Origin of the sequence: Saccharopolyspora sp. CA-218241, assembly GCF_050954615.1 — a bacterium.
Lineage (GTDB): Bacteria > Actinomycetota > Actinomycetes > Mycobacteriales > Pseudonocardiaceae > Saccharopolyspora > Saccharopolyspora cebuensis.
The window spans coordinates 3981143-3997218 of record NZ_CP191860.1 but is presented as its reverse complement, the minus strand read 5'-3'; the positions used below and the strand labels follow the sequence as shown (position 1 = coordinate 3997218).

Here is a 16076-nt window from a genome sequence, read left to right as displayed (position 1 = left end):
CGGCGTGCTGATAATGGTGGTGAACGAACGATCTTGGGGGTGGAGCCGATGCCTGTCGTGGTGCCCGGGGAAAGCCCGCCGAGGTGGGAGCTCATCGCGGGGATGCCCTGCTGGATCGAGCTGATCACCACCGATCTCGACGCGGCCCAGGAGTTCTACGCGGGGCTGTTCGACTGGACCTACGAAACCCACTCCGACCCCGAGTCGGGCGAGCACGTGATCGCGCTGCGCGAGGGGTTCCCGGTGGCCAGCCTGCGCGCCGCCTCCGGCGACCAGTCCACCTGGCGGCTCTACCTCGCCACGCACGACTGCACCGAGGTCTCGGGGGAGGCCGTCGGGCTCGGCGCCACCATCACGGTGCCGCGCAACCACGTGCCGAAGGTCGGCGCCAAGACCGTCCTGGTCGGACCGTCCGGCGCCGAGTTCGGGTTGCTGCAACCCGAGGAGTCCTGGCAGTTCGACGTCGGGCTGCCCGGCACCCTGATGTGGGCCGAGCTGGTCACCATCCGGGCGCAGGCCGCCGACAGCTTCTTCCAGGAGCTGTTCGGCTACGAGGCGGAGCAGTTCGGCACCGAGCACCGCTCGGACTACTCGGTCTGGTACCTCGACGGCGAATCCGTGCTGGCCCGGGTGAGCATGATCCGGGAGTTCATCACCGCCCAGACGCTGCCGCACTGGCTGCTCTACCTCGGCGCGGACGACGCCATCGGCACCGACGAGCTGGTCCGCCGCGCGATGGAGCTCGGCGGGCGGATCCGGGTGGTGCCCTACGACTCCAGCATCGGCCGGGTGGCCGTGCTGCGCGACCCCACCGGCGCCCGCTTCGCCGTGGTGGACCCGACGCAGGCCGGCGACTTCGGCACGGCGGCCAACTTCGACCCCTACGAGGACTGAGGGCCGCTCTCGCACCGCCGCGCGAGTTCGCGGCGGTGCTCAGTCGGTGCGGTCGAGGACCGACTCCGGACCGGGGTCCGGTTCCGGCCAGCCCGGGTACGGCGGCGGCGTGCCGCCGAACTCGGGGCACCGGGCCTGGTGGTCGCACCAGCCGCAGAGCTTGCTCGGGTTGGGCCGGAAGTCGCCGGTCTCGCCGGCCTTGCGGATCGCCTGCCAGATCGCTTCCAGCGTCTTCTCGAAGCGCCGCAGCTCGGCCTCGTCCGGCGCGTAGGCCAGCGACTGCTTGTCCGCCAGGTACATCAGCAGCAGTTGCCGGGGGAGCTCGCCGCGGGTGCGCCACAGCACCAGGGCGTAGAACTTCATCTGGAACATCGCCTTGGCCTCGCCGATCTGGCGGGGCGCCGCGCCGGTCTTGTAGTCGACCAGCCGGATCTCCCCCGTCGGTGCGACATCCACCCGGTCGATGAAGCCGCGCAGCAGCACGCCGGAGTCCAGCTCGGTCTCCACCCGCAGCTCGCACGCCTCCGGTTCCAGCCGGCGCGGGTCCTCCAGCTCGAAGTAGGCGTCCAGCAGCGAATCCGCCGAGGACAGCCAGCGGGTGAGCTCCGGGTCGTCGGGACCGTCGAACAGCTCGGCCAGCTCCGGTTCCCGCTCGCGCAGCTCGGCCCACGCGCCGGGCAGCAGCTCGTGCGCCCGCTCCGGCCGCCGCTCGGCGGTCGGCAGCGCGAACAGCTTCTCCAGGACCGAGTGGACCACCGTGCCGCGCGCCTGCGCGCGGGTCGGCGTCTCGGGCAGCCGGTCGACCGCCCGGAACCGGTAGAGCAGCGGGCACTGCTTGAAGTCGCTCGCCCGGGAGGGGACAGCGCGGGGCGTCGGACGGTGCCGCTCGTTGCGCCGTCCGCCGCGGCGGTGCGTACCGGTTCGACCATGACCCGTGACCCTAGACGAACGGGCCGACAGCGCTTCACCCCGTTGGCGGATCACGGCCCGCTCACGCCGCGGGGTCTACTCTGCGCCCATGTCGACCACCTCCGCGCTGCGCGGGCCGAAGCTCACCGACGGCGGCCTGATGCTGTTCCGGGTCGCCGGTGTCCCGGTGCTGCTGTCCCCGTCGTGGTGGGTCGGTGCGGTGATCATCGTGCTGCTCTACACGCCGCTGGTCGGGCGCATCCTGCCCGGCGCCGGGGTGTGGGGCAGCGCCCTGATCGCCGCGGCGTTCACCGTGCTGCTGGCCGGGTCGGTGCTGCTGCACGAGCTGGGGCACTGCCTGGTCGCGCTGCGCTACGGGCTGCCGGTGCGCCGGATCCGGCTGTTCCTGCTCGGCGGTCTCTCGGAGGTCTCGCGCGCCCCGACCAGGCCCGGTCAGGAGGGGCTGGTCGCCGCGGCGGGTCCCGCGGTGTCGGTCGTGCTCGCCGCCGCCACCGGGCTCGGGTGGCTCACCCTGGCGCCGGGCGGGGCGGTGTGGCTGCTGGTCGCCCAGACCTGCGTGGCCAACCTGGCGGTCGCGGTGTTCAACGTGCTGCCCGGGCTGCCGCTGGACGGCGGCCGGATGCTGCGGGCGCTGACCTGGTCGCTCACCGGGCGCCGATCCACCGGCACCACCGCGGGCGTGGTCGGTGCCGGGGTGGTCGCCGTCGGGCTGATCGCCTGGGCGCTGGCCGGGCTGCTCAACGACACCCGCGACCAGTGGTTGCGCCTGGCCGTGTGCGTGCTGATGGCCTGGTTCGTGATCGCCGGGGCCGGGGCCGAGCATGCCGCCGAGCAGCGCAGGCGGTGGCCCGACGGGGTGGACCTGCCCGACCTGATCCGCCCGGTGCTCCAGCTCCCGGCGGAAAGCCCGGTCGCCGACGCGCTGGTCGCCGCCGCCGGGCGCGGCGTGGTGCTGGTCCGCGCCGACGGGATCGCGGTCGGGCTGCTGGACCAGAGCGCCGCCGAGCGGCTGGCCACCTTCACCCCGCACGAGCCCGCCGAGCGGGCGGCCGAACCGGTCGACCCGGACACCATCCTGCTCGACTCCGACCCGCCGGACGCCGTGCTCGAACGGGTGCAGAACGTCCTGGCGTGGCAGTTCCTCGTCATCGACCAGGAGGGCAGGCCCAGCGGCGTGCTGCGGCGCGAGGACCTGCGGGCCGCGCTGCGCGGCCGGGCGCGCCGCGGCTGAGCCACCACCGCCCCGCACGGTGCGCCCGCGGGCGCGCTTGCGACCATGGGACGCCGCGCCTGCGCTGGTCGGCAGCGAGGCCCCGCACGAGGAGGAATGGCGTCACGTGAGCACCGTCAGCGGTGAGTTCCAGCCCGGCGACCGGGTCCAGCTGACCGACCCGAAGGGCCGGAAGTACACCGTGGTCCTGGAGGCGGGGGGCGAGTACCACACCCACCGCGGCGCGCTGGCGCACGACGACCTCATCGGGCAGCCCGAGGGCTCGGTGGTGACCTCGGCGGGCGGCACCTCGTTCCTGGCGCTGCGCCCGCTGCTGGCCGACTACGTGCTGTCGATGCCGCGCGGCGCCCAGGTGATCTACCCCAAGGACGCGGCCCAGATCGTGATGTACGGCGACGTCCGGCCCGGTGCCCGGGTGCTGGAGGCCGGGGCCGGATCGGGGGCGCTGTCCTGCTCGCTGCTGCGCGCGGTGGGCGCCGAAGGCAGCGTCACCTCCTACGAGGTGCGCGCGGACCACGCCGAGCACGCCGAGCGCAACGTGCAGAAGTTCTTCGGCGGCAAGCCGGAGAACTGGGACCTGCACGTCGGCGACCTCAAGGACTACGACGGCGGTCCGGTCGACCGGATCGTGCTCGACATGCTCGCGCCGTGGGAGGTCCTCGACGTGGTGCACGAGAACCTGGCGCCCGGCGGCGTGCTCGTGGTCTACGTCGCGACCACCACGCAGCTCTCCCGGATCACCGAGGCGGTGCGGGAGCAGCAGAACTGGACCGAGCCCTACGCCTGGGAGACCATGCTGCGCCCGTGGCACGTGGTGGGCATGGCGGTCCGCCCGGAGCACCGGATGCAGGGGCACACCGCGTTCCTCATGGTCACCCGCCGCCTCGCCGACGGGGTCACCCCGCCGCGCCCGCAGCGCCGCCCGAGCAAGGGCTGACACGACGGCGGCCCGCCCCCGGCAGGGGACGGGCCGCCGCGCGCGTCGGTGCGGTCAGAAGACGTTGTTCTCCCCGCAGAACCGCCATTCGCCGTTCTCGACGACGAGCTCCTGCTCCTCGTCGACCGGGAGCGTCTGGCTCCGACCACCGAAGCTCAATGAGATGTCGCCGGTGATCCGGGCGTGGGCCTTCTGGTCACCTTCCATTCGAACCGTACCCAGGGCCAGGTTGAACCGGGCGCTGTTGGCGAGTGCCTTCGCCACGTCCGGCGGAGCTCCCTGCCCTTCGAGTTGGGTGGCGAGGTCGTACTCCTCGGGAGTGCGTTGGTCCTCGTCGCACACCATGCCGTTCGCGGTGGCCAAGTCCTTGGCGTTGATCGCCGCGACGTACTCCTGCGCGGTGTCCCGGGGGTCGCCGGGGCCGCTGGTCAGTGCCACGATCAGGGCGATGACGCCGCCGATGACCACCAGGCCGCCGACGCTGCCGCCGATGATCCACGGCGTCTTCGACTTCTTCGGGGCCGGCCCGCCCGGGTACTGCGGGTGGCCGCCGTAGCCCGGCTGCTGGCCCTGGGCACCCCACGGCTGCTGGGCGTAGCCCTGGCCCGGCTGCGGCCCGGTCTGCGGGTACTGCCCACCCGGGTACTGGCCCCCCGGATACTGGCCGGGCTGCGGGTACTGGCCGGGCTGCGGCCCGCTCGGCGGGTACTGGCCGCCGGGCTGCCCGCCCGGGTACTGACCGGGGTACTGGCCGCCGGGCTGCTGGCCGCTCCCCGGTTGCTGCGGATGCGTCACCGCTGTCCTCTTTCCCTCATCGTGTCGCCCGGACCCCCAGGCTCACTGCTCCAACTGGCAGATCTTCCACGCGCCGTCCTCCACGACCAGCCCCATCGTCTGGTCGACCGGATGGGTGGCGCCCCCCATGTCGAACGTGCCGAGCAGCTCGGCCGTGGCCTGCTCCCCGGACTCGGTCACCGCGCCGAGGCGGACGTCGAAGGTGCCCGGTTCCAGGATCGCGAGCTGCTCCTCCAGCCCGGCGCGGTTGGACTGGCACAGGTGCTCGTCGAGCCCGGCGAAGTCGTGGGCGTTGACCTTGTCCACGACCGCCTGGGCGACCGGGCGGGCCTCGCCGGGGCCGCCGCCCAGCCACAGGAACAGCCCGACGCCGACACCGGCCAGCACCACGAGCGCGCCGATGCCGCCGAGGATCCACGGCAGCTTCGACTTCTTCGGCGCGGGCGGCTGGACGTCGCCGAACCCGCCCGGCTCCTGGACCCAGTTCCCGGGGCCGAGATCGCCGCCCCACGGCGCCATCGGCGCCGGCTGGCCTTGCTGCTGGTCCCAGCCGGTGTGCTGATTGCCATACCAGTTGGGCTGCTGCTGCGGCGTTTGCTGCGGTCCGGGCGGGGGAAATCCGTTGCCCGGTTGCTGGCCCCACCCGCCAGGACCCGGTTGCTGCGGCGGATAGGTCATGAGCTCCTCCCCGGAGTGGCTGAAGTGTTGCACCGCCGTCGAGCGGCGGCCGTAAGTAGATCAGAGCGCGGGTATCGGAGTGCGGGGAGTGGACCATTTCGCGAACCCAATCGTCACCGGGTCGATGCGGTCGTTCCAGAACCTGGGAGCACCGCGGGAGGCGCGCGGGCGCCCGACGCCACCCGGTTGTCGCAGCGGGTAACCCGGACGACGGGTCGCCGGGGGGTGCGGGGTGGCGCACCGGAGGTGCCGCGCCCGCGCCGCGCCGCCGCGGCCGGTGGTACGCACCGAACGGCCCTGCGGGGTCAACGCACCGTGTCCGGCTCCCCGTCCGGGTGCCGGGACGCGGGGTGACGAGATGGCGCAATTCGTGGGTATCGGTGGGATTGTGTGGCACGCTGAGCGACCCGGCGGGCATTCACGACGCCGCCGTCGTCGGTGATCGCCGGTACCGTGGTGGTACGAGCACGGGAGGAGGATGCCGACATGGAGCAAGACCGTCCCGGCAACCGACCTGTGGAGGGCGGGGAGCAGCCGAACGCGGAGCTGCGCAGCCAGATCCGCCTCCTCGAGGACGAGGTGGCCCTGCTGCGCAGGCGGCTCAACGACTCGCCCCAACAGGCGCGCCTGCTGGAAAAGCGGCTGGCCGAGGCATCCGAGAGAGTGAGCCAGCTCACCGAACGGAACGCCAAACTCACCGAGACCCTGAAGGAAGCGCGGGGCCAGCTCACGGCGCTGCGCGAAGAGGTCGACCGACTCGCCCAGCCCCCGAGCGGCTACGGGGTCTTCCTGCGCCGCTACGAGGACGAGACGATCGACGTGTTCACGTCCGGGCGCCGGATGCGGGTCGCCGTGTCCCCGAACGTCGAGACCGAGGAGCTCAAGCTGGGCCAGTCGGTGCGCCTCAACGAGGCGCTCACCGTGGTCGAGGCCGGTGCGTTCGAGCAGACCGGTGAGGTCTGCACCTTCCGGGAGCTGCTGATCAGCGGGGTGGGGGAGAGCCCCCGCGCGCTGGTGGTCGGGCACACCGACGAGGAGCGGGTGGTGTGGCTCACCGACCACCTGACCGACACCGGTCTGAAGTCCGGTGACTCGCTGCTGGTGGACAGCAAGGCGGGTTACGCCTACGACGTGGTGCCCAAGGCCGAGGTCGAAGACCTCGTGCTGGAAGAGGTCCCGGACGTGCGCTACCACGACATCGGTGGGCTGGGCGGCCAGATCGAGCAGATCCGCGACGCCGTGGAGCTGCCGTTCCTGCACTCGGACCTGTACGTGCAGTACCAGTTGCGCCCGCCCAAGGGCGTGCTGCTCTACGGCCCGCCGGGGTGCGGGAAGACGCTCATCGCCAAGGCGGTCGCCAACTCGCTGGCCAAGAAGGTGGTGGCGGCCCGGGGCGACGACGACGGGCAGGCGAAGTCCTACTTCCTGAACATCAAGGGACCGGAACTGCTCAACAAGTTCGTCGGCGAGACCGAGCGGCACATCCGGATGATCTTCCAGCGGGCTCGGGAGAAGGCCTCCGAGGGCACGCCGGTGATCGTGTTCTTCGACGAGATGGACTCGATCTTCCGGACCCGGGGCAGCGGGGTGTCCTCCGACGTGGAGACCACCATCGTGCCGCAGCTGCTCAGCGAGATCGACGGTGTCGAGGGGCTGGAGAACGTCATCGTGATCGGCGCCTCCAACCGCGAGGACATGATCGACCCCGCGATCCTGCGGCCCGGCCGGCTCGACGTGAAGATCAAGATAGAGCGGCCGGACGCCGAATCGGCCAAGGACATCTTCTCCAAGTACCTGACACCGGAGCTGCCGATCCACGAGGAGGACCTCAAGGAGTTCGGCGGCGACAAGGCGTCCTGCCTGGAGGCGATGATCCAGACCACGGTCGAGCGGATGTACGCCGAGAGCGACGAGAACCGGTTCCTGGAGGTCACCTACGCCAACGGGGACAAGGAGGTCCTGTACTTCAAGGACTTCAACTCCGGGGCGATGATCCAGAACATCGTCGACCGGTCGAAGAAGGCGGCGATCAAGTCGGTGCTGGAGACCCGGCAGCCGGGCCTGCGGGTGCAGCACCTGCAGGACGCCATCATCGACGAGTTCGCCGAGAACGAGGACCTGCCCAACACCACCAACCCCGACGACTGGGCCCGCATCTCCGGCAAGAAGGGCGAGCGGATCGTCTACATCCGCACCCTGGTGAGCGGGAAGAATCAGGAGTCCGGCCGGGCGATCGACACCGCCACCAACACCGGCCAGTACCTCTGAGGACCCGGTAGCTCCGAGACCGGCACGACGGGCCGGGGACGTCACCGCCCGCGGTGGGGTCCCCGGCCCGGGTCGAGTGTCGCGGCGGCGCGGCAGCGGTTAGGTTGCGGGCATGATCCCCGCTCCACCGCCGCACCGCCTCGGGATCGGACTGGCCGCGCTGGGCCGTCCGGCCTACATCAACCTCGGCCGCACCGACGTGCTGCCGGTCCACCGCAGCACCGAGGTGATGCGCGAGCGCACCCGGGCGGTGCTCGACGCCGCCCACGCCGCGGGCCTGCGCTGGATCGACGCGGCCCGCTCCTACGGCAGCGCCGAGCACTTCCTCGCCGACTGGCTGCGGACCTCCGGGCACGAGGACGTGGTGGTCTCCAGCAAGTGGGGCTACGCCTACGTCGCCGACTGGCAGGTCGAGACCGAGGTGCACGAGGTCAAGGAGCACTCGCTGGAGCGGCTGCGGTCCCAGTGGGCGCAGACCCGGGAACTGCTCGACGACCGGATCGACCTGTACCAGGTGCACTCGCTGACCACCGACAGCCCGCTGTTCGAGGACGTCGCGCTGCAACGGGAACTGGCCCGGGTGCGGGACGCGGGCGTCGCGCTGGGCCTGTCCACCAGCGGCGCCGCCCAGGGCGAGGCCATCGAACGCGCCTGGGAGCTGGAGGTGGGCGGCAGGCAGCTCTTCAGCTCGGTGCAGGCCACCTGGAACTCCCTGGAGCCCTCGGCCGGCCGGGTGCTCGCGGAGGTGCGCACCGGGGGCTGGCGGGTGCTGGTGAAGGAGAGCCTGGCCAACGGCAGGCTCGCCGTCCAGCCGCCCGAGCCGGTGGCCGGGATCGCCCGCCGCCGCGGCACCGCGCCCGATGCGGTGGCGCTGGCGCACGCGCTGCACCAGCCGTGGGCCGACGTGGTGCTCATCGGCCCGGCGAGCGTCGACCAGCTCCGCTCCAACCTCGCGGGCCTGGACCTCGAACTGACCGCCGACGAGCTGGACGAGCTCGCCACCGCGGCCCGCGACCCGGCGACCTACTGGGGCGAGCGCGCCGCGCTGGCCTGGCAGTAGGTCAGCCCCCGCGGGCGAACCACTCCTCGACGAGCCGGCGCCCGTCCGGCACGAACGGCCACGCCGGGTCGGCCAGCCGCTCCCGGAGCTCGGCCAGGCCCATCCAGCCGCCCTCGGCGATCTCCTCCGGCTGGTGCCGGACCGGGCCGTCCCAGCTGGTGCGGTAGCAGAACGCGTGGTAGCGGACGCTGCCCTCCTCGAACGCGAGGCGGAACAGCGGCTGCGGCGCGACGCCCCGGACGTCCAGCTCCTCGGCCAGCTCCCGGACGGCGGCGGCGCCGGGGTCCTCGCCCGCCGCGACCACACCACCGGTCCAGCAGTCGTACCGGCCCGGGTAGACGTCCTTGGTGGCGGTGCGGCGGTGCACGTAGACCGACGCGCCGTCGGGGGACAGCACCAGCACCGAGGCCGCGGCGTGCCACAGCCCCTCCCGGCGCATCCGGTCGCGCCGCACGGCGCCCACGACGTTCCCCCGCGCGTCGTACCGCGCCACCAGCTCCGCCTCCGCTCCCACGTCCCGATGCTCGCACGCGCGGGGAACACCGGAACGGGCACTGAGTAGGTCACAACGGCCGCCACGTCCTCGGTTCCGGCGTCCGCACCCCGTACGCTGCGGGGTATGCGGCGGATCATGGGAACCGAGGTCGAGTACGGCATCGTCGTGCCGGGCGACTCCAGCGCCAACCCGGTGCTGACCTCCACGCACATCGTGCTCGCCTACGCGGCGGCGGCCGACATCCCGAGGGCCCGGCGGGCGCGCTGGGACTACGAGGTCGAATCGCCGCTGCGGGACGCGCGGGGATTCGACCTCAGCGCGTCGCACCAGCACGGCGGCGGGCCCGACGGCGACGACCTCGGGGCGGCCAACGTCATCCTCACCAACGGCGCGCGGCTCTACGTCGACCACGCGCACCCCGAGTACTCGGCGCCCGAGGTGACCAACCCGCGCGACGCGGTGGTCTGGGACAAGGCCGGGGAGCGGGTCATGGAGGAGGCGGCGATCCGGGCCGCCAGCGTGCCGGGCACCGCGCCGATCCAGCTCTACAAGAACAACGTGGACGGCAAGGGCGCCAGCTACGGCACCCACGAGAACTACCTGATGGACCGGAGCACCCCGTTCACCGCGGTCATCAGCGGTCTCACGCCGTTCTTCGCCTCCCGGCAGGTGATCTGCGGCTCCGGCCGGGTGGGGCTCGGGCAGGCGGGGGAGAAGCCGGGGTTCCAGCTCTCCCAGCGCTCGGACTACATCGAGGTCGAGGTCGGGCTGGAGACCACGCTCAAGCGCGGCATCATCAACACCCGCGACGAGCCGCACGCCGACGCCGACAAGTACCGCAGGCTGCACGTCATCGTCGGCGACGCGAACCTGGCGGAGACCTCGACCTACCTCAAGCTGGGCACCACCGCGCTGGTTCTGGACATGATCGAGTCCGGGCAGCGCTTCGACGACCTGCGGTTGGCCGACCCGGTCCGGGCGGTGCACCTGCTCAGCCACGACCCGACCCTCAAGCAGGCGGTGGAGCTCACCGACGGCCGCCGCTTCACCGGGCTGGACCTGCAGCGCGCCTACCACGAGCGGGCCGCCCGGCACGTCGAGGAGCGGGGCGGCGGTCCCGAGGCCCAGGACGTGCTGCGGACCTGGGGCGAGGTCCTCGACCTGCTCGGCGACGACCCGATGAGCTGCGCCGACCGGCTGGACTGGCCCGCGAAGCTGCGTTTGATGGAGCAGTACCGCTCCCGGGACGGCCTCGGCTGGGCCTCGTCCCGGCTCGGCATGGTCGACCTGCAGTACTCGGACGTGCGGCTGGACAAGGGCCTCTACAACCGGCTGGTGGCGCGCGGCTCGATGAAGCGGCTGGTCACCGAGGACGAGGTGCGCGCCGCGGTGACCAACCCGCCGGAGGACACCCGGGCCTACTTCCGGGGGCGCTGCATGGAGCGCTACCCCGCCGAGGTGGCCGCCGCGTCCTGGGACTCGGTCATCTTCGACCTGGGGCGGGAGTCGCTGGTGCGCATCCCGACCCTGGAGCCGCTGCGCGGCACGCGCGCCCACGTGGGTGAGATCCTGGAAGCCTCGGCCAGCGCCGAGGAGCTGGTGGACTCCCTCACGAAGGGCTGAGCAGGCCGGCTCTGCCGGAGGAGCGGGTCGTCGAAGATCGGGAATGCCCCGTGTGGCTGTGGGCCAACAGGGCGTCGGATAGGTAGTGTTCACGGCAGGGAGTCCCCGTGGCGGGGCCTCCCCCGAGGGCAACCACCGGGAGGCGAGATGTCCCAGGAGAAGGTGCACCGGCACGGCGACGGGGACGGTGACGAGGAGCAGGGCTCCGAGGCCGCCGGTCAGGAACGTCGCGAGAAGCTCGGCGAAGACGTCGACGCCATCCTGGACGAGATCGACGACGTCCTGGAGGAGAACGCCGAGGACTTCGTCCGCGCCTACGTGCAGAAGGGCGGGCAGTAACCCGCAGCGCGACCCGTGCGCCGGGACCGGGCCGAGGCCCGCCAGTCCGGCGCACGGGCACCCGCGCGCCGGGCTGGCGGGTCTGGGGCCCGTGGTTCCGGTGAGCATGACGTGGTAGTCACTTCGAGCAGGAGACGATGTCGCCGATGGATTCCAGCTCGGCCCGGGTCTCGACCCCGGCCTTGCCGTCCGCCTACCTCACGCCCGGGTCGTCGTTCACGGACTTCCTCCGTTCCGCGGCGCCCGAGCTGCTGCCGGGCAACCGGCCGCTGTCGGAGGGGGGTCAGAAGTCGGACGGCGCGGTGCGCGCTCCGCACGGCACGACGATCGTGGCGGTGGCCTTCCGGGGCGGGGTGGTGCTCGCCGGTGACCGCCGGGCCACCTCCGGGAACCTGATCGCCCAGCGGGACATGGAGAAGCTCTACGTCACCGACTCCTACTCGGCGGTCGGCATCGCGGGCACCGCGGGCATCGCGCTGGAGATGGTGCGGCTCTACGCGGTGGAGCTCGAGCACTACGAGAAGCTCGAAGGCGTGCCGCTGTCGCTGGACGGCAAGTCGAACAAGCTGGCCACCATGCTGCGCGGCAACCTTCCGATCGCGATGCAGGGCCTGGCCGTGGTGCCGCTGTTCGTCGGGTTCGACGTGGACGCCGAGGACCCGGACCGCGCGGGCCGGATCGTGTCCTACGACGTCACCGGTGGCCGGTACGACGAGGCGGGCGGCTACCACGCGGTCGGCTCCGGTTCGCTGTTCGCTAAGGCGGCGCTGAAGAAGCGCTTCGACCCGGACGCCGACGTCGAGACGGCGATGCGCTCGGCGGTCGAGGCGCTCTACGACGCCGCGGACGACGACTCGGCCACCGGCGGCCCGGACCTCGCGCGCCGGATCTACCCCTCGCTGGTCACCATCACCGCCGCCGAGGGCGCGGTGCGCACCGGTGAGGAGCGGGTCGCCGAACTCACTTCCGAGGTGGTCAACCACCGGATGGAGAACCCCGGCGGCTGACCGCCCGCCACCCGAGTGCCACCGCCACTTCGCCGGCAGGGCGAGCAGATTCGATCCAGGAGTGCACAGCCGTGACGATGCCCTTCTACACCTCTCCCGAACAGCTCATGCGGGAGCGCTCCGAGCTCGCCCGCAAGGGCATCGCCCGGGGCCGCAGCGTGGTCGTGCTGAAGTACGCCGGGGGCGTGCTGTTCGTCGCCGAGAACCCCTCGCCGACGCTGCACAAGGTCGCCGAGATCTACGACCGGATCGGGTTCGCGGCGGTGGGCCGCTACAGCGAGTTCGAGGCGCTGCGGGTGGCCGGGGTGCGGATCGCCGACGTGCGCGGCTACTCCTACGACCGGCGGGACGTGACCGCCCGGTCGCTGGCCAACACCTACGCCCAGCACCTCGGCGCCATCTTCACCGAGCAGATCAAGCCCTTCGAGGTGGAGATCTGCGTCGCGGAGGTCGGCCACACCGCCGAGCACGACCAGCTCTACCGGCTCACCTTCGACGGCTCCATCGTGGACGAGCCGCAGTACGTGGTGATGGGCGGGCAGACCGACACGATCACCTCGGTGCTCAAGGATTCGTTCACCGACGGCATGGAGCTCACCGAAGCGGCGCGGCTGGCCATCGAGGCGCTGTCCTCCAGCGGGGATTCCTCCCGCAAGCTCGGCGTGGGCCAGTTGGAGGTCGCGGTGCTCGACCGGGGCCGTCCGCACCGGACGTTCCGCCGGATCTCCGGTGCGGCGTTGACCGCGCTGCTGCCCGAGGAGTCGAAGTCCGATTCGGACTCCGCCGAGAAATCCGAAGAGGACTCCTGACCCGCACCCGTTCCACCCGCAGTCGCTTGAGTGGGGGGCACCTTCATCCGGCATAGTCGGATGAAGGTGCCCCCCACCCGGTTCTCGAACGGGTGAGGTGGTCGGCTCCGGGGCCCGGGACCGGGCGGTAGACGCGCAGCGCGCCTTCGTGCGCGTCGAAGGTGAAGCGGGTTCCCTTCCGACCCAGTTCGCCGTCCATCGCGATCGTGACGGGTTCCCCCAGCACGGCCACGTCGAGCTCCCGGCTGCGCCGCTCCACGTAGGTCCTGCTGCGCTGCAGCGTCCCGGCCAGCGCGGCGGCCACGAAGCGCAACCGGGACCAGCGCAGGTCGGCTCGGACGTAGCGGACGTCGAGGGTGCCGGTGTCCAGGCTCGGCCGCCACGCGGGGGCGAACCCGCGCGGGGCGTAGGCGCCGTTGCCGACGAACAGCACCCACACCAGCAGCGGTTCGCCGTTGACCACCGCGTGCATCGGTGCGGATTCGTGCAGCACCCGGATCAGCGCCGCGGCGGCGGCGGGCCACTTCCCCCAGCGCGGCGCCCACCGCTCGCGGAACCGCACCATGTCGGGGTAGCCGCCGATGCTCGCGGTGTTGAGGAACCACCGCTCGACCGCGTCGTCGACCCGCAGCGTCCCCAGGTCCACCGCGCACCCGGTGCCGCGCGCCACGGCGTCGGCCACGGCGTCGGCGGTCGGCACCCCGGCGTCGCGGGCGAAGTGGTTCAGGGTTCCGGCGGGCAGCACCGCCAGCGGCAGTCCGCGCCGGGCCGCCACGGTGGCCGCCGCGGCCACCGTGCCGTCCCCGCCCGCGACCCCGAGGGCCCGGACCTGCTCGCGCCCCACCACCGCGTCGAGGTCGGCGACGAGGTCGCCGCCGGGCTCGGGGTAGGTGACCTTCGCGGCGGGCCAGTTCTCGGTGACCCACTGGGCGGGCGGGATGCCGTCCCCGGAGTCGGGGTTGATCAGCACCAGCATCCCGGCGCCGTCCGGCAGCGCGGGCAGCTCGACGACCTCGACCTCCGTGGAGTTCTCCGGCAGCACCGGCCACCAGCGGCGGGTGGACAGCGCCATCCCGGTGCCCAGGGCCGCGCCGCAGACCACGTCGGTCGGCCAGTGCACGCCGGTGTGCACCCGGGAGTACGCCACCGCCGCGGCGACCGGGGCCAGCGCCGCGCCGAGCACCGGTGATTCCATCGCGACGGCCGTGGCGAACGCGGCGGCCGAGGCGGCGTGCCCGGACGGGAACGACGAGGACACCGGCGGGTCGGTGAGCCTGCGGTGCGGGGCGACCAGCTCGGCGGCCGGGCGGCGGCGCGGCAGCAGCGGCTTGCCGACCAGGTTCGTCGTCGCGCTCGCCCCCGCGATGGCCGCCGCGCCGCGCACCGCGGCCCGGCGGGTGCGTCCGCCGCGCAGGCCGAGCACGGCGGCGATGGCCAGCCAGAGCAGGCTGTGGTTGGCGGCGGTGCTCAGCGTCTTCAGCGCCGGATCGGCCGCCGAACGGGGCAGCAGGGCACTGCGGCGGGCCAGTTCGCGGTCGGTGCCGTCGACCCGTGCCATCGCCGCGCGCAACCGGTCGAGCATTCCCGATACGCTACCGTGCCCGAACGGCGGACCGCCGTTTGCCGCGCGAGCGCCTAGTGTGGAGGACATGCAGCGGCGGATCTTTGGCATCGAAACCGAGTTCGGGGTCACCTGCACCTTCCACGGTCAGCGTCGGCTCTCCCCGGACGAGGTGGCGCGCTACCTGTTCCGGCGGGTCGTGTCGTGGGGACGCTCGTCCAACGTGTTCCTGCGCAACGGCGCGCGGCTCTACCTGGACGTGGGGTCCCACCCGGAGTACGCCACCGCCGAGTGCGACGACCTCACCCAGCTGGTCACGCACGACAAGGCGGGCGAACGCATCCTGGAAGACCTGCTCATCGACGCCGAGCGGCGGCTGGCCGACGAGGGCATCGGCGGCGACATCTTCCTGTTCAAGAACAACACCGACTCCGCGGGCAATTCCTACGGGTGCCACGAGAACTACCTGGTCGGCCGGTCGGGGGAGTTCTCCCGGATCGCCGACGTGCTGCTGCCGTTCCTGGTGACCCGCCAGCTCGTCTGCGGCGCGGGCAAGGTGCTGCAGACGCCGCGCGGCGCCGTCTACTGCCTGTCGCAGCGGGCTGAGCACATCTGGGAGGGCGTGTCCAGCGCGACCACCCGCTCCCGGCCCATCATCAACACCCGCGACGAACCGCACGCCGACGCCGAGCGCTACCGCAGGCTGCACGTGATCGTCGGCGACTCGAACATGTCCGAGGTGACCACGCTGCTCAAGGTCGGCGCGGCGCACCTGGTGCTGGAGATGGTCGAGGAGGGCGTGCAGTTCCGGGACTTCACCCTGGACAACCCGATCCGCGCCATCCGCGAGATCAGCCACGACATGACCGGTCGCCGCACGGTCCGGCTGGCGGGCGGGCGCGAGGCCTCGGCGCTGGACATCCAGCGCGAGTACTACGGCCGGGCGCTCGACTACGTCGAGCGGCGCGGGTCGGACCCGATGACGGACCGCATCCTGGACCTGTGGGGCCGGGCGCTGGACGCCGTCGAGCACCAGGACTACTCGCTGATCGACCGCGAGGTGGACTGGGCGATCAAGTACCGGCTGCTGGAGCGGTACCGCGACAAGCACGGCTTGGAGCTGTCCAGCCCCCGGATCGCCCAGCTCGACCTCGCCTACCACGACATCCGCCGCGGTCGGGGCCTGTTCGACATGCTCCAGCGCAAGGACCTGGTGGACCGGGCGACCGAGGACGGCGAGATCGAGGCGGCCAAGGACACCCCGCCGCAGAGCACCCGGGCCAAGCTGCGCGGCGACTTCATCGCCGCCGCGCAGAACGCGGGCCGGGACTTCACCGTCGACTGGGTCCACCTCAAGCTCAACGACCAGGCGCAGCGCACCGTGCTGTGCAAGGACCCGTTCCGGGCGGTCGACGAGCGGGTGGAGCGGCTGATCAGCTCGCTGTGAG

14 protein-coding genes and 1 pseudogene are annotated in these 16076 nt (G+C 72.3%); 10 read left to right on the top strand and 5 right to left on the bottom strand.

The annotated features are described in order from the left end of the window. Positions 1-48: 48 nt before the first annotated feature. A complete protein-coding gene (locus tag ACQP0T_RS19000; RefSeq protein WP_433869304.1) occupies positions 49-894 on the top strand; it encodes a VOC family protein in 846 nt (281 codons plus the stop codon). A 39-nt stretch (positions 895-933) separates the two neighbouring features. Here the strand turns inward: ACQP0T_RS19000 and ACQP0T_RS18995 are convergent. Next, positions 934-1823 (bottom strand): annotated as a pseudogene (locus ACQP0T_RS18995) (RecB family exonuclease). Positions 1824-1912: 89 nt separating this feature from the next. Here ACQP0T_RS18995 and ACQP0T_RS18990 point away from each other — a divergent pair. Together ACQP0T_RS18990 and ACQP0T_RS18985 are read left to right on the top strand one after the other, a co-directional pair. Further along, positions 1913-3055, top strand: coding sequence for a site-2 protease family protein (locus ACQP0T_RS18990; protein WP_433869303.1), 1143 nt, complete (start codon positions 1913-1915; stop codon positions 3053-3055). Between the two features lie 106 nt (positions 3056-3161). Next, on the top strand, positions 3162-3992 hold the full coding sequence (locus ACQP0T_RS18985; protein WP_433869302.1) for a tRNA (adenine-N1)-methyltransferase: 831 nt from the start codon (positions 3162-3164) through the stop codon (positions 3990-3992). Between the two features lie 54 nt (positions 3993-4046). Here the strand turns inward: ACQP0T_RS18985 and ACQP0T_RS18980 are convergent, their stop codons facing one another. Together ACQP0T_RS18980 and ACQP0T_RS18975 are read right to left on the bottom strand one after the other, a co-directional pair. Next, positions 4047-4787: an Rv0361 family membrane protein gene (locus ACQP0T_RS18980; protein ID WP_433869301.1), complete on the bottom strand. Its 741-nt coding sequence runs from the start codon at positions 4785-4787 to the stop codon at positions 4047-4049. A gap of 42 nt (positions 4788-4829) precedes the next feature. Then, complete coding sequence (locus tag ACQP0T_RS18975) at positions 4830-5465, bottom strand: Rv0361 family membrane protein (RefSeq protein ID WP_433869300.1); 636 nt, start codon at positions 5463-5465, stop codon at positions 4830-4832. Between the two features lie 486 nt (positions 5466-5951). Between ACQP0T_RS18975 and arc the strand changes: the two genes are divergently transcribed. Together arc and ACQP0T_RS18965 are read left to right on the top strand one after the other, a co-directional pair. Continuing rightward, entirely contained in the window at positions 5952-7733 is a 1782-nt protein-coding gene (gene arc / locus ACQP0T_RS18970) for a proteasome ATPase (RefSeq protein WP_345361845.1), read from the top strand. Positions 7734-7845: 112 nt separating this feature from the next. Further along, complete coding sequence (locus ACQP0T_RS18965) at positions 7846-8793, top strand: aldo/keto reductase (RefSeq protein ID WP_345361842.1); 948 nt, start codon at positions 7846-7848, stop codon at positions 8791-8793. 1 nt (position 8794) lies between these two features. On the opposite strand, the gene ACQP0T_RS18960 is transcribed toward ACQP0T_RS18965, so the two are convergent. Continuing rightward, on the bottom strand, positions 8795-9232 hold the full coding sequence (locus ACQP0T_RS18960; protein ID WP_433873774.1) for an NUDIX domain-containing protein: 438 nt from the start codon (positions 9230-9232) through the stop codon (positions 8795-8797). A 180-nt stretch (positions 9233-9412) separates the two neighbouring features. Here ACQP0T_RS18960 and dop point away from each other — a divergent pair, with 180 nt between their 5' ends. The 4 genes from dop to prcA all read left to right on the top strand — a co-directional run bounded on the left by dop (position 9413) and on the right by prcA (position 13067). Then, positions 9413-10912 (top strand): depupylase/deamidase Dop, encoded by a 1500-nt coding sequence (gene dop, locus ACQP0T_RS18955; RefSeq protein ID WP_433869299.1) that lies wholly within the window; start codon positions 9413-9415, stop codon positions 10910-10912. A gap of 147 nt (positions 10913-11059) precedes the next feature. Next, a complete protein-coding gene (locus tag ACQP0T_RS18950) occupies positions 11060-11251 on the top strand; it encodes a ubiquitin-like protein Pup (RefSeq protein ID WP_345361836.1) in 192 nt (63 codons plus the stop codon). Between the two features lie 146 nt (positions 11252-11397). Next, entirely contained in the window at positions 11398-12258 is an 861-nt protein-coding gene (gene prcB, locus ACQP0T_RS18945) for a proteasome subunit beta (RefSeq protein WP_433869298.1), read from the top strand. 71 nt (positions 12259-12329) lie between these two features. Beyond that, positions 12330-13067 (top strand): proteasome subunit alpha, encoded by a 738-nt coding sequence (gene prcA / locus ACQP0T_RS18940; protein WP_433869297.1) that lies wholly within the window; start codon positions 12330-12332, stop codon positions 13065-13067. A 43-nt stretch (positions 13068-13110) separates the two neighbouring features. On the opposite strand, the gene ACQP0T_RS18935 is transcribed toward prcA, so the two are convergent. Continuing rightward, positions 13111-14649, bottom strand: coding sequence for a bifunctional phosphatase PAP2/diacylglycerol kinase family protein (locus ACQP0T_RS18935; RefSeq protein WP_433869296.1), 1539 nt, complete (start codon positions 14647-14649; stop codon positions 13111-13113). A gap of 67 nt (positions 14650-14716) precedes the next feature. Here ACQP0T_RS18935 and pafA point away from each other — a divergent pair, with 67 nt between their 5' ends. Beyond that, entirely contained in the window at positions 14717-16075 is a 1359-nt protein-coding gene (gene pafA, locus ACQP0T_RS18930; RefSeq protein ID WP_345361824.1) for a Pup--protein ligase, read from the top strand. The last annotated feature ends 1 nt before the right edge of the window (position 16076 follow it).